The organism is Citrobacter sp. U14242 (genome assembly GCF_046555775.1).
Lineage (GTDB): Bacteria > Pseudomonadota > Gammaproteobacteria > Enterobacterales > Enterobacteriaceae > Citrobacter.
In genome coordinates, this window is the sequence record NZ_JBKGLW010000003.1 from 108,935 (window position 1) to 126,559 (window position 17,625).

7 protein-coding genes and 2 pseudogenes are annotated in these 17,625 nt (G+C 51.0%); 1 reads left to right on the forward strand and 8 read right to left on the reverse strand.

From position 1 onward, the window contains the following. The first annotated feature begins 45 nt into the window (after positions 1-45). A complete protein-coding gene (locus tag ACLJXE_RS05540; RefSeq protein WP_410750315.1) occupies positions 46-9,384 on the forward strand; it encodes an autotransporter outer membrane beta-barrel domain-containing protein in 9,339 nt (3,112 codons plus the stop codon). A gap of 195 nt (positions 9,385-9,579) precedes the next feature. Here ACLJXE_RS05540 and ACLJXE_RS05545 read toward each other — a convergent pair whose 3' ends face one another. The 8 genes and pseudogenes from ACLJXE_RS05545 to cusF all read right to left on the reverse strand — a co-directional run bounded on the left by ACLJXE_RS05545 (position 9,580) and on the right by cusF (position 17,625). After that, a complete protein-coding gene (locus ACLJXE_RS05545) occupies positions 9,580-10,347 on the reverse strand; it encodes a putative bifunctional diguanylate cyclase/phosphodiesterase (RefSeq protein WP_410750316.1) in 768 nt (255 codons plus the stop codon). A 101-nt stretch (positions 10,348-10,448) separates the two neighbouring features. Further along, positions 10,449-11,030, reverse strand: coding sequence for a LuxR C-terminal-related transcriptional regulator (locus ACLJXE_RS05550; RefSeq protein WP_410750317.1), 582 nt, complete (start codon positions 11,028-11,030; stop codon positions 10,449-10,451). Between the two features lie 21 nt (positions 11,031-11,051). Continuing rightward, positions 11,052-11,747, reverse strand: coding sequence for a flagellar brake protein (locus tag ACLJXE_RS05555; RefSeq protein ID WP_410750318.1), 696 nt, complete (start codon positions 11,745-11,747; stop codon positions 11,052-11,054). A gap of 585 nt (positions 11,748-12,332) precedes the next feature. After that, positions 12,333-12,562 (reverse strand): annotated as a pseudogene (locus tag ACLJXE_RS05560) (DUF417 family protein); the annotation flags it as partial. Between the two features lie 86 nt (positions 12,563-12,648). Beyond that, positions 12,649-12,741: pseudogene (locus tag ACLJXE_RS05565) on the reverse strand (hypothetical protein); the annotation flags it as partial. A gap of 11 nt (positions 12,742-12,752) precedes the next feature. Beyond that, on the reverse strand, positions 12,753-15,896 hold the full coding sequence (locus tag ACLJXE_RS05570; RefSeq protein ID WP_410750319.1) for a CusA/CzcA family heavy metal efflux RND transporter: 3,144 nt from the start codon (positions 15,894-15,896) through the stop codon (positions 12,753-12,755). An 11-nt stretch (positions 15,897-15,907) separates the two neighbouring features. Further along, positions 15,908-17,200, reverse strand: coding sequence for an efflux RND transporter periplasmic adaptor subunit (locus tag ACLJXE_RS05575; protein WP_410750320.1), 1,293 nt, complete (start codon positions 17,198-17,200; stop codon positions 15,908-15,910). Between the two features lie 77 nt (positions 17,201-17,277). After that, positions 17,278-17,625 (reverse strand): cation efflux system protein CusF, encoded by a 348-nt coding sequence (gene cusF, locus ACLJXE_RS05580; RefSeq protein ID WP_410750321.1) that lies wholly within the window; start codon positions 17,623-17,625, stop codon positions 17,278-17,280.

A 17,625-nucleotide genomic window follows, 5' to 3' on the forward strand; every position in this document is an offset into this window, starting at 1 on the left:
AACGTATTAACACATACATAACAGGAATGTAAACGAGGGTTATATATGAATAAGGTTTACAGCATTATTTGGAACGCGGCACTCGGCATATGGGTTGTCGTCTCTGAATTAACCAGAGGTAAGAAAAAAAGCAGTTCACGTAAAACTGTTGCTGTATTAACAGCAACAGCATTAATCAGCGCATCACCACTCGTGGCGGCAGACGACATCGGCGATCATGATATTTCTGTCGATTATAATAATATTGTCATTCAGCCTGGTACAAATGACGACGTTCACAATGATGGCTTCCTCTACCAGAACGCCACTAACGGTGCGGTGTTAAACGTCACTGGCGCATTACCGAAGATAGATCAAGGTCAAACCGGTATTATTGAGTCGGCGACTATTGAGCAGTTGCTGCAACAACAAAAAATCACCCTCACGGCGACCATTGGGGGCGTTACCACCCCGATTACAACCGTTGAAGAACTGGCAAAGTATTATTACAACCAGCCAAAGACGACGCCTGCGCAAGATGACAAAATCACCGTCATTGACCCTGCAATACAAGCCCCGGCAGATATGCAGGTCTACAACACCGATGAACTGGTTCGCTATCTGACCAAAACCCCGTTAGATGGCATAACGTTAAACACCTATGACGCTACCCTGTCTAAAATCTATAACAACTTTGGCATTGCGCAGGCCAGCAACGGTTCAACGGCCAATCTGAACATTGGCAACGATCAGAAGAATGCCCGCGATGCTGAAAATACCATCAAGCTTCTTGCCAAAAACAGCTCTTTGCTTGAAGCCAGCGGCACAGGTAGCCAGGTTAACTGGATTTCCGATAACTACATCTCCTTTGGCGCCGCACCCGTCGTCCCGAACGAAACCTTTAATGGTTCTCAGACAATGGACCAGTTCGGCAAAGTGTTGACTATCGATACCTACGGATACGATAGCGACGGTAATGCGGTGAAAACCGGCACCCAGGAATTCGACATCACCAATACCCAGGAACTCGGTGACTTTAACGACTGGTTGCTGGGTGAAAACGATGCCGCAGTCCTGAATACTCAGGGGCAAAAGGTAAGCCAGCTGCAACTGATGCTGGATGCCAATCGCGCTACCATGTCACTCAAGGACGTCGAAGACTGGTATGCGAAACTGATTAGCAGCGTTCTGCAATCTGATACGGTAACCGGCTCGGTTGACTGGAAATACCAGGTCTGGAAGGATGGCCAAAACCATACCAATAACGCCACGATCGGTAATACCGAGCTGCACGCCGTTTACGCGCATGGCGCGGGCGCAACCGGCACCGTGACAAAAGACTCTGTACTGGCGGTAGACGGCAGCATTAATGGCGTGATGAAAGGCACGGATGGCGCCGTCATTACGAACCAGGGTTCTCTCAACGCACTGCGTACCTCCACAGGACACAGTCTGGCGATTGGTATGCTGGCGGAAAACGCCACGGCCACCAACACCGGTACCATCAACTCCGGCTTATTCATCGATAAAGATGGGCGACAGGCTCTGAATAGCTATGGTGCTATCGGTATGCAGGGCAAAGCGGACAGTATCATTACCAACGATGGCATCATTAACCAGGCTATCACAACGGGTAACTATGGCACCGCCTCCGCCGCCAACCCATGGGATACCGACACCACGGTAACAAAGCCAATTACGCTGGCCATCGGGATGCAGTTATCGGGGGATTCTGTCGGGGTTAACAACAAAACGATCAATGTGGTGGACGGTAACGCCGACGGAGCCTCGTTCGGGAAAGGTACAGCCTACGGTGTTGAAGTGGCCGATAATGCAACCTTCAAGAACAGCGCGGACGCCACGATTTATCTCGGCCGTGATGGTTCCAACCTCGCCCAGGATGTTGAATTAACTGGCGGCTCCAACCTCAGCGCCGGTATCCATGCGCGCGGTACAGGGACTGTGACTAACGCAGGGAATATTACCCTGGGTACCGGTGTACGTAACGCAGCAGGCATACTGGTTGCTGGCGCGACCGGGGATGTCATCAACTCCGGTGTTATCTCGGTCAACGGTAAATCATCCGGGCTGCAAAATTACGGGATGTCGGTGCATAACAGCGGTGCAAATGCCGGTCAGACTATCCGTAATGACGGCCAGATTGATGTTAACGGCAAGAATAATATCGGTATTCATGTTCGTGCAGACAGTACAGATGCCAAAGTCACCACCAGCCAGTCCGGTCAAATTACGGTGGATGGTGAAGGCGGAACCAACGAACGTAACTATGCCATTTGGGTCGAAGGCTCCGCCGGCAAGCAGGCAGTTGCGGATATCTCTTCCGGGATTACGCTGAATGGTACCGGGGATATTGGGGTACACGTTCGCGGCAGTGCAACCGCGAATATCAATAACGACAGCAGCCCTGTGTTTAACAGCACCGACCAGATAGGTTATTTCTTATACGGTGCCAATGCCGTTGCCAATATTGGTAAGACGGAGATGAATGATAATGGCCAGGCCAATACCACTATCTTCCGTATTGCTGAGGGCGCTAAATTTGCCGGTAACAGCAACGATCCGATAACCGGCACGGCTTCTGATCTTAAACTGACACTCAGCGGTAATAACTCTGTAGGTGTGCTGGGTACCGGGAATAACACCGTCGTTCAAACCGGTGAAGCGACCTTCAACGTCGGGGGTAAAGGCGCATCTGCCATTGTGATTGAAGGCGGCGCAAGCGGTAATATCAGCGATAAAACCACCATCCATTTGACCGGTGAAGAGACCACCGCCGGGATTGTTGACGGCCAGGCGCATAATTTAAACGGCTCCACCCAGGGTAATCCTGTCGAAACGACCCTAATCTCTGACGCCAGCATTACCTCTGATGCCAACGGGAAAAAGGTTATCGCTTACGTGGCGAAAAATCTGGGGAATATTATTCTCGATGCAAAATCGCTTATAGCTCTCGACAGTGTCAACAGCATCGGTGTCGATGTGCAACAAGGCGGACGTTTAACCAATAATTCATCCAGCGATTTGCATGTCAGCAACGGTATTGGCGTACGCGCTTCGGGTGCCAATGCACAGATCAAAAGGCTGGGGAAAATCAAGGTTGACGATGGTACAGCAGGCGTTCTGCTGACAAACGGCGCCGAACTGGACATTACTGCCTCAGCCGGTGATTCCATCATCACCAATGGCACCGCCGACGGTATTCGCCTGGATAAGGATGCCGGTTCACTGACGGCCAGAGGCGTTAGCATCAGCGCGTTGGGTACGGGTGCGGGGATCCAGAACGACGCCAACAGTAGCGACATTACACTCAACGATGTGACCATCAATGCCAACGATGGCTCTGGTATCCGTACCAGCGTTGCGCTGAATGTAAAAGATGGCGCAAACAATACGTTGAATGTGACAGGCAACGGAACCGGTTTTGCTTTTGAACAACGCGACGGAAGCGCCGTGACGGGCGATCTGAATATTGGTACCGGCTATACCGTGCTCGTACATAACGCGGCGGGTAATGCCACGGGGAGTGGGATTCGTGCCAATACTGACGGTAATGTCACGACCAGCGCCGATATTACCGTGCAGGACAGCACCGGTGATTCAGCCATTATCGCGAAAAATGTTAACTCGCTGACTAACAATGGGAAAATCATCTCTGGCAGCATCAATGGGCCGGTGATTGATGCCAGCGGTGCGAACAGTAAAACCATTACCAATACTGGAACTATCCGTGCCGCCAGCGATACCGCCGTGGCCATTCAGTCCGGTGACGGTAATGACACCATCAATATCAACGGCATCGAAACGGTCGGCGTCATCAACACGGGTGCCGGCAACGATACCGTGAACTGGTCGAAGGGTACCTTTGCAGGCGAAATGAATTTCGCGGGAACCGGCGGAAACAATAAAGCCAATATTGGTAACGTAGATCTGAGCAATACGCGCCATATCATCACCGCAGCAGGCGCAGGTAACGCCCTCACCTTCACGAACACGCATGGCACGGGTGCCAAAATCGGCAGCCTGAGTAGCGATAACCTCAGCACTGGCACCAATATCGGCGCAGGCTGGGATTCACTCACGCTTTCAGGCTCCCAGGCCGATATGCGCATCGTTGATCGCCTGACGCTGACAAGCAAAACCATCGCCGTCAACAACGGTGCAACACTGCGTACTGGCGACCACGGTGAGTCCAGCAGCAATGCCGCCACCATTGGCGATTACAACATCACCACTAACAATGCAGCCAGCAAAGTCATCTTTGATACAACGGGCGACAATAACCAGGCTCAAATCTATAACGGCACCATCAGCGGCAGCGGGAAATTTGAACGTGCGGCGGGCGGCACCACAGTATTTACCGCCAACAACACCTATACCGGATCCACTACCATTGATCAAAGCGGCACGCTGCAGCTAGGTTCGGGCGGAGATACCGGTGAAGTCAGCGCGGTGTCGAATATTATCGATAACGGCATACTCACCATTAATCGCGCCAATAACGTACTGCTCAACGGCATTATTTCCGGTATTGGCGCGTTACAACAAATCGGCGGCGGGACCACGCGTCTGGGCGGGAACAATACCTATACAGGTGACACTACCGTCACGAGCGGCGCGCTGTTGGTCAATGGGAACCAGAGTGCTGCTACGGGTATCACCACCGTCAGCAATGCTGCCACACTGGGTGGTAATGGCATTATCGGCGGCAACGTATTGATGAACGATGCCACAACGATTAGCGCTGGTGACGGCGGTGCGGGTACGTTATCCATTAACGGTAATCTGCAGCTTGGCAACAAAACGACTTCCGCCTTCGAGCTGGGCCAGGCCTATACACCGGGTGGTAAGCTTAATGACCTGATCAACGTCAAAGGCGATCTGCAACTGGACGGGACTCTGGATGTCACCACGTCATCGGGCGGGAGTTTCGGTCCCGGTGTGTACCGTATTTATAACTACGGCGGCACGCTGAATAACCAGGGGCTGGATCTGGGCACAATCCCGGACAGCCAGGATAAGAGCAACGTCTTTGTCCAGACCTCCATCGATAAGCAGGTTAACCTGGTCAACGCCAATGGCGTCACTCTGCAATTCTGGGACGGTGCGACCGTGAGCCAGAGCCACGGCGCAACGGGTATTGAAGGTGACAGCAATATTGATGGCGGCGATGGTAAATGGATGGCGATTGGCAGCCAGGGCGATAACAACTGGACGACGGCAACCGGCGACGGCAATGCGCCGTGGGCACAGAAATCGTTCGCCGTCTTTACTGGCAACGCCGGTACTGTGACCGTCGATAATGCGGTGGGTGAAGTCAACTTCTCCGGGGCGCAGTTTGACGCCGATGGCTATGTCGTTAAAGGTGACGCACTCAACGCCTATGCCACCACAGAAAATGCGACGCACGCAGGTCAAACGCCAGGTACCGGTGAACTGCTGCTGCGCGTAGGGGCCGGTGGTGCGGGTCAAAACTATACCGCCACCATCGAATCCATCATCCGTGAGGCCAGCACCAGCGATAAGCTGACACTGGTGAAAACCGACCTCGGTCGTCTGATCCTGAGCGGTGATAATGAGTATCGTGGCGGTACCCGTATCGATGGCGGTACGCTGCAAATCTCTTCGGACACAAACCTCGGACAAAGCGGAACGGGTCTGGAGATTAACAACGCCTCAACCTTGCAACTGGGTGCAGATTTAAGTACCAATCGCACCATCACGCTGGGCGCAAATACCGATGCGGAAGTGTTCGACTTGAACTCACACCACTTCACCCCAACCGGCGATATCACCGGTGACGGCAAACTGAAAATCACCAGCAGCTCCAGCGATGCGGGCAGTACGCTGACGCTCGACAGAGCGAACAGCTACAAAGGAGAAACCGAGGTTGCCGGTACGGGTAATGCTAACAATGTGACCGTCAACGTCAGCAAAACCGGCGCCTTTGGTAGCAATACGAGCAGCACCGTTACCGTTAATAAAGGTGCGACAGTTAACGTCAGCGGCACAGACACCAGCCTGCAATCGCTCACCATGAACATTGCCGACAGCCTGTTAACGCTGGCTGACAACGTGACTGCCGCAAGTGCCAAACTGAATCTGACCGGCAAAGCGAAAGCGATATTAACGCAGGATTCCACCGCCGGTGACGCAACGGTTAACGTCGGGGAAGACAGTACGCTGGCGCTGGAAGACAACGCCAGCGGCGGCAGTGCCGATGTTACCAACAGCGGATTGATGACCTTTGCTGACCTGGCAATGGCTGAAAACGCCGTTGTCAAAAACCAGGCTGGCGGTATGGTCGACATCAGCGCGGTGAACAGCGCAACCTCCATCGGTTCGCTGTCCGGCGCAGGTAACGTTGAGCTGGGTAATAAATCCCTGTCTCTGGGTAACCTGAACTTTGATGACACCATCAGCGGTGTGATCAGTGGCAATGATGGCAATCTGGTGAAAATCGGTACCGGCACGTTGACCCTGGAAGGCGACAACACCTATACCGGCACCACCAATGTCGACGAAGGTGTGCTACTGGTTAACGGTAATCAGTCCGCCGCTACCGGTCAGGTCACAGTGAAATCCGGGGCGACGCTCGGGGGTAACGGTATTATCGGCGGCGCGGTTGATGTTCTGGACGACGGTCATATTACCGCCGGTGCTGCCATCAACAGCGTGGGCAAACTGACCACCGGTTCTCTGACGCTCAGCGATAACGCACAACTGGATTATCAGTTCGGTCAGGCTTATACCCCAGGCGGAGCCTTCAACGACCTGATTGATGTGAATGGCGACCTGACGCTCGACGGTAAGCTCAACATTGAGACGTCACCAGGCGGTAGCTTCGACGTGGGTGTTTATCGCGTCATCAACTACACCGGCACATTGACCAACAATGTGATGGATATTGCTAACGCGCCGGAAGCCGCAGACAGCCTGTACGTACAAACCTCGGTTAAAAACCAGGTTAACCTGGTCAACCATGCCGGGCTGACGCTGCGCTTCTGGGACGGCACCGGCGGTGAAAATGGCGAGCTGAAAAATAACGGCGTCATCAACGGCGGTGATGGTATCTGGCAATCCAGCCAGGGGAACGACAACTGGACGACGGATGAGTCTACGCCAGAAGGCGCGCTGAATGCACCGTTTACCGATGCCGCATTTGCCGTCTTCCAGGGGGAAGCCGGTAATGTGACCGTCGATAACAGCAAAGGCGACGTCATCATCAGCGGCGCGCAGTTCGCTACCGATGGTTATCGCGTGGGCGGTGAAGCCATCACCACCGATACAGCCAATACGCTGATTCGCGTCGGCGATGGCACAGTAGACGGCATCAACTATACCGCCACTATCGACAGCGTGATCCGCGGCACTGGCGGTTTAAATAAAGGCGACCTCGGGACGCTGATTCTCACTGGCGATAACACCTACAGCGGTGGGACCACGATTACGTCAGGTACGTTACAAGTGGCAGGTGATACCAACCTCGGGGCAGCAGAGACCGGGATCACCTTCAACGGTGGTACGCTGAAATATGGCGACGCGTTTGATACCGCGCGTCAGGTTACGCTGGAATCCGGCGGCGGGACATTCGACACGAACGGCTATGATGTCTCCCTGCTGACGGAAGTCGAAGGTAACGGTCAATTGACTAAAACCGGCAAAGGCGTACTGACGCTGACGCTGGATAATACCTACACCGGCGGTACGACGATTAACCAGGGCGTATTACAACTGGGCAACGGCGGCAATATCGGCAGCGTGCAGGGAGATATTGTTGATAACGGTATTCTCAATATCGATCGTGCCGATACGCTGGAATTAACCAGTAATATCAGCGGTGAAGGTCAACTGTATCAGACGGGTAGCGGCACCACCGTTCTGCAAGGTTCCAATACCTACAGCGGCGCAACATTAGTTGCCAACGGTGTCCTCGAGGCCGGTAATACCGATACGCTGAGCTCAGCATCACATCACTATGTTGCGACAAACACGACGCTGAATACACAGGGTTACGACCAGACGGTAGCAGGACTCAACAACGGTGGTGATGTGTCGCTCATCGGCCAGCAACCTGGCACAACCTTAACCGTCAAAGGGGATTACACCGGCGAAAAAGGCACCATCAACATGGCGGCTATCCAGAATGGTAGTGGCGCAGGTATTGCCGACCGCCTGATTATTGATGGCGGTAAAGCCAGCGGCAGTACGCTGCTGAATGTTGACGGTTCAGGTCTGGGTGCCCCGACGGTCGGCGACGGGATTGAAGTGGTTACGGCGCTCAACGGCGCAACCACCACGGCGCAAACCACGCGGGATGCTTTCCATCTTGCCTCTGAACGCATGGCTGCAGGTGCTTTTGAGTATCAGTTGCAGGCAGGGAACGCGCAAGGTCAGGGTGAAAACTGGTACCTGAGGAGTGAATACCGTCCGGAAACCATGCTGTACTCCGGTCTCGCCAGCGTGGTTCGCCAGGGCGACATCAGTCTGTTAGGCAACATGCACCAACGTATGGGTGATGAGGTTAAACCGGGTCTTGATGAAGACAACCGCGCATGGGCCAGAATGATTGGTTATTCCGGTAAAACCAAACTGGATGATGCAGTCGGTACACAAACCAGCTCCCATACCATGGGTATTCAGGTCGGCGTCGATATGTACGCCAATGAAAGCTGGAAAGCCGGTATGTATACCAGCATTCTGGATATCGACAGCAATGTGAAAGGTACGAAGACTGGCAGCGACGGCAAAGGCGGTAATATCGACGACAACGCGTTTTATGTTGGCGGTTATGCCACCTGGTTCTCGGGTGACGGTATGTATGTCGATAACGTGCTGCAATACGGGAACCATAAATCCCGTCTGTCGGCATCGGGTAACAACGGCTCTTACACCGTCAAAGGCAATACGCTGACGGCCTCAACTGAAGTGGGTAAAGCATTCCGTTTAGGTGCCAGCGCCTGGAGCCTGGAACCGCAGGCCCAGCTGATCTATCAATACAGCGATTTCGATAACAGCACGCTGGATGGTGTAACCCAAACGAGAGTAAATATGGACACCGCCGATTCATTTACCGCGCGTCTGGGCGTGCGTCTGGTCGCGGACTACGACACCAACCATGGCAAATTCCAGCCATACGGCAGGGTCAACGTCTGGCAGGGTCTGGGCTCTAAAGATAAAACGCACTTCAGCAATGCGGTCGCCACTACCACGCTGGAATCGTCACAACAGTACTCCAGCACCGAGGTTGCGGCGGGTCTGTCGTGGTCTATCGACCGTAATCTGCAGGTCTACGGTGAATTGGGTACGCAATTCAGCAACGGCAGCAATAAGTCGCAGGTTGAAGCGCCGGTTAATGCGTCCATTGGCTTTAAGAAATCGTTTTAAGCAGGCATAAACTCGCAAGCCCCCTGTTCACAGGGGGCTTTTTTTTGTCGGTCCAGAATACAGCACAGCCTGATACGCTGCACTTATCACGCCTACGGATTTGCGTTCGTTCTTGCAGGCCGGATAAGGCACAGGTGCCGCTACCCGACAACGTGAAAGGATCCAGACTAAGGGGAACAACAAAGAGGGATGAGATTAACGGTTATAGTGCGCGATGAGTGAAGGAATCTCTTCTGCCGACACCGGGGGAGAAATGAAGAAGCCTTGAATTTTGTCACAGCCGATCTGCGTCAGGCGATCCAGTTGAGACTGGGTTTCGACCCCTTCGGCCAGGACTTCAATGCCAAAATTGTGCGCTAAAGAAATGATGCCCTCAATAATCCTTGTCGATTTAGTGTCGGGCTCTATTTCAGTGACAAATTCTTTATCAATTTTTAAGGTATCAAAAGGGTATTTCAACAGATAATTAAGATTAGCGTGCCCGGTGCCAAAATCATCGAGCGCTAATTTGACCCCTATAGCCTTCAGTTCCGTCATATTTTTCGCCGCTATTTGACTGTCACACAGCGGCGATGTTTCCGTTACTTCAATCTGGCATCGATGAACGGGAAGGCCGGAAGCGGCCAGGTTTTGTCTGACTCGTTGAGGTAAAAGAGGATCGCAGAATTCAAGCGCAGAAATATTTACTGATAATACAAGAGGTTCAGGCCAGGTACTCGCAACATTCCACGGCGGACTGGCAACCATATCTTCAATTGAAAATATATTGCCACTGTCTTCCAGTAACGTAATAAACACATCAGGAGAGATCATACCCATCTGGGGGCTGTTCCACCGCATTAATGCTTCAAACCCGCTAATACACTCGGTATGTAAATTAAAAATAGGCTGATAAACCATATAAAGCTGACTGGTATTCAATGCCTTTTCAAGCGCGGTGAGCACCTCATCGGAATTAAACATTCCCCCTCTCCCTCTACAAATCCTATAAATTAAAAACCAGTCAAAATCACTCCCGAGTTGTACCTGCTGTTAATGCATTACATCAGAAAAGAATAGCCAGGTTAGGGTAAAAAAGACATGCTATGGGTAAATCTGACAATCAGTTTATTCAGATCAGACGTATTGGTCAGTCCCAGCTTGGCGACAACCCTCATCTTATGCGCCTGAATAGTCTTATAGTTCAGACTAACCAACTCAGAGATTTCCCTGGCAGAATAACCACTTACCAATAGATTGAGGATTTGTTGTTCTCTTTCCGTCAATCTTTTCTGCGAACGATACAGCCGGGGATTCCATTTCCCGGCGGACAACGTAGCCAACTGAGCAAAATCACGCAATGAGGATTTCTCAGTCAATACTATAGTTTTTTCAACGTATAATAATTCAATACATAATTTCGCCACCAAACTATCAGCTACGATGACGACGACGCTATTATAAAACTTGAACCGGTTTTTATTCAAAAACTGCACAATGGCGGAACACGGCTGTTCATTGTTAATGATATTAAAAACCATTGTCTGATGCTGGCATAATGACGACTGCTGCAACATATCCTCAAACTGGAATGTTTTTATCGGCACATGTTTGCTTGTCAGGTAGGCAAACATACCGTTGCCCACAAAATTATCACTGCCACACATCAACATCCTGTTCACCGCTCCTTATAAGCTTCTAATTTTATTACTCATTAAAAATTTAATAATGGTTTTCTCAACTTCAGCCTCTTCACGACGATTCTTAAAATCGAACTCACAAGAAACCTGATGACAGGAATACAATTGATTATCCTCATCAAATTCGTTGATCGCGACGACATCAATGACTTTTAAATCAAGCTGAAAACTGCCGAACGTATCAAAATCCAGAGCAGCATTTTTAATCACTGCATCCTTGTAAAGAAAACGGGCATTAACATCTTTAGCGATTAACGCACAGCCACCCTGAGAGATGTTTTTAATCTTAAGTGAGTAGTTCTCTCCGTTTTTGTAACGACCAAAACAGAAAAAATCGAACCCCTTCAGAAAAGAAAACCGCTGATTCTGTCGCTGTTGGGCAAAGAAAATCATATCCGGGATGAGGTAGGATAATCCTGCCTCAGCACCTGTTGATGAGGTTGCTTCAAATCTGGCGCTAAATTTTATAATCCCGCTGTCACTGTGCAGGATAAAGTATTGGATCTTTTCAGGAATGATGTCTTCATGACCGGTGACCACAAAGCGTTCAAAATCGATCCTTTCTAACTGCGTGATGGCGCTGGTGTTTTCACATAAAACTTCCAGCTTCGTCTTCTTATGCAGTTCTTCACGAAGGATAGCGATGATCTCAAACTTGTTGTCCTTTGCTAATCCAAAGTTCATTCTAAAACCCTTATTTCCATATTTAAGATATGTCTCGGCCCCGGTCTGATGACAGACAAAAACGCGAGATCAGCATCCACCCTGGCGCCTAAATACCATAGTGGATTCCATGTCGAACAGTTGATTAAAACTTAAGTTTTTAACTATCTTTCGTCATTTATTGATACGTAAAAACATTTAATCAGAATTAATTTTAGCTTAAGCCATGCCTAAAACCATGCAAACCTACGTAATTACTATAACAAAAGCGAATAACAAGACCTTTCAAAATGCGATTTTGAGATAATAAATAGCAATAATCGCACAGAAATAAAATAGAAAAAATGCTTTAAAACTAAGAGATTGACAATACAGAGCGTGGACGGGTGTTTGCTGAACCTATAGGCAAGATATTCAGCGGGTGGGCATTAGCCAACTGATATCAATACAATGACGTCTCATTTCACAGTGAAGACTGTATCATTCAGGTATATCAATCATAATTTAACTTAAGTGATAAAAAAGGCCAGCATCATGCTGATCCCGGTAAATACCGAATTAAATTAGAGTGGCAAACTATCTTACAGAGGGCACAGCGTTAAAAATTCAATACCGTTGTTTAACGATTGCTCGGGCAGAATCAGCAATTATCATCACTGCCCAGCCAACATTAACGTGTCTTTTAGCACCAGACGTCCCGCCCCCGATAAATACGGAAAACCGTGGTGTGAATCACCCAATGGCATAACCCATGCTTCCGGTGTGGTAATTAAAAACGACAAGGTGACAAGCGGCGTTGCAAATGCCAGCACTCCCCCCATCAATCCTAACCCAGAATAGCTGTTCGATAGTATTGTGCTGTATAACAATATGATAAAAAAAGCCCCACACAGGTGGGGCAAAGATGCAGACTCTATATTTATTATTGAACGAGAGAAAAAAGATCGTTTAATGACTCACTCATACCTGGATGGGTAAATATTTGGTCACGCAACACGGTATATTGAAGGTGAGCGCTATCAGGGGTTATTTCTGGGTGCGATGCCTGTGTAGCCACATCAGTTTATACGCTGCCGGAATGATGAACAGTGACAGCAAAGGTGCCGTGATCATGCCGCCAATCATCGGTGCAGCGATACGGCTCATGACTTCAGACCCCGCTCCCGTTCCCCATAGAATCGGCAGCAGACCCGCAATGATGACCGCTACAGTCATTGCTTTAGGACGCACACGCAGTACCGCTCCGTGGTACAACGCCTCATCCAGTTTATCCACGGTAAAGGTGTGCGGATTTTCCAGCGCAGGCTCTGCTTCAATTGCGTGGCGCAGGTACATCAGCATCACCACACCAAATTCAGCAGCCACGCCTGCCAGTGCGATGAATCCGGTTCCGGTCGCGACCGACATATGGAATCCCATCCAGTAAAGAAACCAAATTCCGCCTACCAGCGCAAAGGGCACACTGGTAATAATCAACAGTGCTTCGCCAAAACGACGGAATGCCAGATACAGCAGCACGAAGATAATCATCAATGTCATCGGCACCATCAGTTTGAGCTTATGACTGGCGCGCTCGAGCAGCTCAAACTGTCCCGAGAATGCCACGCTGGTCCCCGGTTTGAGCTGGACGTTTTCAGCAATCGCTTTTTTCAGATCGTTCACCACCGACACCATGTCGCGATCGCGGGCATCAATGTAGATCCAACTGGTTGGCCGCGCGTTCTCAGTTTTCAACATCGACGGCCCAGAAACCACCTGTACATCCGCCACATCCGCTAGCGTGATTTGCTGTTTCATTGGCGTCAGTATCGGCAGATTCCGTAGCGTTTCCGGGCTATCGCGATAGCTTTGTGGATAACGCAGATTGATCGGATAGCGGGCAATCCCTTCAACCGTTTCACTTACCATGGCGCCGCCTACCGCTGAGGTGATAAACAGCTGCACATCACCGACGGTCATCCCATAACGGGCGGCCTTTTCACGATGAATATCTACGCTAAGATAACGCCCGCCGACCAGACGTTCAGCCAATGCGGACGCCACGCCAGGCACCGTTCTTGCAACTTCTTCGATTTGTTCTGCCGCAGCATCAATATCCGATAACACGGTACCCGATACCTTAATGCCGATAGGACTTTTAATCCCCGTAGAGAGCATATCGATACGGTTACGAATTGGCGGTACCCACAGGTTCGCCAGCCCCGGTAAACGAACGGTTTTGTCCAGTTCCTCAATGATTTTGTCCATCGTCATCCCCGGACGCCACTGATCCTGCGGTTTCAACTGGATGGTGGTTTCCACCATTTCTAACGGTGCGGAGTCGGTGGCGGTTTCAGCTTTACCGGTTTTACCAAACACGCGCGCCACTTCAGGAACCGTCATGATGAGCTTATCGGTTTTTTGCAGCATATCTGCCGCCTGTGCTGCGGAAATTCCTGGCAAGGTTGAAGGCATATACAACAGATCGCCTTCGTTAATCTGCGGTAAGAATTCACCCCCAACCTTATTCAGCGGAAAGATGACGGTCAGGATCGATAGCACCGCCACCAGCAGGGTCGTTTTCGGCCAGTGCAGCACTTTCAACAATAACGGATGGTAAATACGAATCAGGAAACGGTTGAGCGGGTTGCTGCTTTCCGCCGGGATCTTGCCACGGATCCAAAATCCCATCAGGATCGGGATCACCGCAATGGCCAGAAACGCAGCACCTGCCATAGCGTAGGTTTTGGTAAACGCCAGCGGACCAAACAACCGCCCTTCCTGCCCTTCAAGCGTGAAGATAGGGATAAACGATAGCGTGATAATCAGTAAGCTAATGAACAGCGCCGGGCCGACTTCCACCGAGGCGTTGGTGATGACTTTCCAGCGCGTGTCGTTATCCAGCTTTTCACCCGGATGCTGATGCCCCCACTCTTCCAGCCGCTTATGCGCGTTCTCAATCATAACGATTGCGGCATCAACCATCGCGCCAACCGCGATGGCTATCCCCCCAAGCGACATAATGTTGGCGTTCAGTCCCTGGAAATGCATCACAATAAACGCGATACACAGTCCCAGCGGCAGAGAAATAATCGCCACCAGCGCCGAGCGGATATGCCACAGGAAAAGCGCGCACACCAGCGCCACAACGATAAATTCTTCCAGCAGCTTGTAGCTCAGGTTATCAATCGCGCGATCGATCAGTTGACTGCGATCGTATGTTGTAACTATTTCAACGCCTTCTGGCAGACTGCCCTTCAGCGTTTCAAGTTTAGCCTTAACCGCGGAAATCACCTCGCGCGCATTTTTACCGGAACGCAGGATCACTACACCGCCTGCCACTTCGCCTTCGCCATTCAGCTCGGCGATCCCGCGGCGCATTTCCGGCCCAATTTGTACGCGGGCAACATCACGCAGATAGACCGGTACGCCATCAGCGCCGGTTTTCAGCACGATACTATTGAAGTCATCAAGGGACTGCAGATACCCACTGGCGCGGACCATATATTCCGCTTCGGCCATTTCGACAGATGAACCACCGGCTTCCTGGTTTGAGGCATCCAGCGCCGATTTCACCTCACCCAGGCTGATGCCATATTGCGTCAGCTTCATCGGATCGATGACAACCTGATACTCTTTGACCACACCGCCCACCGAAGCCACTTCCGCCACGTTGGGGATCGTTTTCAGTTCATATTTTAAAAACCAGTCCTGCAGTGAGCGCAGTTCGGCCAGATCGTGTTTGCCGCTGCGATCTACCAGCGCATATTCAAAGATCCAGCCGACACCGGTGGCATCCGGCCCCATTTCCGCGCTGACGCCTGCGGGTAATTTCCCCTGCACCTGGTTGAGATATTCCAGAACCCGGGAGCGCGCCCAATAAGGATCGGTACCGTCTTCAAAAATGACATACACGTAAGAGTCGCCAAATTGCGAGAAACCACGCACCGTTTTCGCTCCCGGCACCGACAGCATGGTGGTGGTCAGCGGATAGGTCACCTGATTTTCAACAATTTGCGGTGCTTGCCCCGGATAACTGGTTTTGATGATCACCTGCACATCAGAGAGATCGGGCAGCGCATCAACCGGCGTATTCACGATGGTCCAGGTGCCCCAGATGCTGAGAAACAGCGCCCCCATCATCACCAGGAAACGGTTTGCCACCGAGCGGCGAATAATCCATTCAATCATTTATCATATCCTCAGTGTGAATGGGTCGCCTGGGCTGGCATCGCGGGGACAGCGTGTGTCCCGTTTGTCTGGGCGCGCATACGATCCAGCGCGCCAGAAATATTCGCTTCGGAATCGATCAGAAACAGACCGCTGGACACCACGTTTTCACCTTCGCTCAGACCAGAGCGGATGGCCGTTAACCCCTGAGACTCATGGAATACGGCAACCTGCTTAGGTACAAATCGTCCTTCATTATCGACGGTGATAACCCGCTGTTCGGTACCGGTATCAATCAGCGCTTTAGACGGGATCAGCAGCATCGGTTCGCTTTGCGTTTTTAGTTGCAGATAGGCATTCATTCCCGGCTTAAGGGCCTCATCCGGGTTATCAACCTGTAGGCGAAGCTGGAGCGTGCGCGTCGTGGCATCCACACTCGGCAAAATACTCCATTTGCTAATGGTGAAGGGTTTACCCGGCCAGGCAGGTACGGTAATGGTGAATTGTGAGGCGTCTTTAATCAGCCAGGCGATAGATTCCGGGACCGATGCGCTGACCCATACCGGATCCATCCCCTGAATTTTTGCGACCACATTATCTTTTGAGATGTTCATACCAGTTCGTAAATCAAACGCGGTAATCACCCCATCAATAGGGGCCTTCAGGGTAAAGCGGGTCTGAATTTTCCGCGTCGCTTTCAAGCGTTGAATGTCCGCCTCCGGCATTCCAGCCAGGCGTAATCTCTCCAGAATGCCTTCAACCTGCGTCGCGCTGCCGCCCGTTTCCCGCAGCAGTAAATATTCACTTTGTGCTTCTACCCAGTCAGGGATTGTCAGATCGATAAGCGGCGAGCCCTGCTTAATTTTGTCGCCCACGGTCAGCGGATAGACCTTCTCGATAAAACCTGCCGAACGCGCCTGAACAATGACAAATTGATATTCGTTATAACTGACGTTCGCCGGAAAAGTTTGTGCATATTGCAATGGCCCACGGCGCACGGGTTCGGTTTTTAGCCCCAGATTCTGGGTCTGTGTTGGGTCAATACGCACGCCCGGTGCGGATGTACTCGCCGTCTCTTCATCGGCATATTTCGGGATCAGATCCATATCCATAAACGGTGATTTACCCGGTTTATCAAACCGCGTGTTGGGATACATGGGGTCGTACCAGAATAAAACTTTACGCTCTTCTTTTTTTTGAGCAGCGCCGGTATCGGCCGATACTTTTGCGGAAGAATAATAGGTATACACACCGACAGAAATAATTCCGCCGACAATCATGCTGCCAAGAATAAGCGCGGTATTTTTAATATTTAAAGACGCCATAGTGATTTCCATTGCGCGATAGTCTCGCCCGTGTTCAGGAAAACCCGGGCAAGAATAAAAGAGACCAGCGAGATCCGTTATTTACTGATATGAATATCGCGTAAGACAGAGAGATTTCCCTGCTGAACAAACGTAAATGCAACTTTATTACCAGGCTGAATATCGTCGGCCTTGGTATCAGGTACCAGCGTGAAACGCATCGTCATTGCCGGCCAGTTCACTGCGGGAATAGGCTCATGTTTAATCGTGACTTTTTTGCTATCCATATCAATAGCTTCAATCACACCTGTCGCACTAATCACTTGCTCCTGCTGGGCCGCAGGCGCCATATTCATCATCTCGCCATGCTGATGTTCATTGGCCTGAGCGTTAAACATGACTACAGATAACAAAGTAAACAAAGCGGCTTTAGCGGTAGTTTTCAT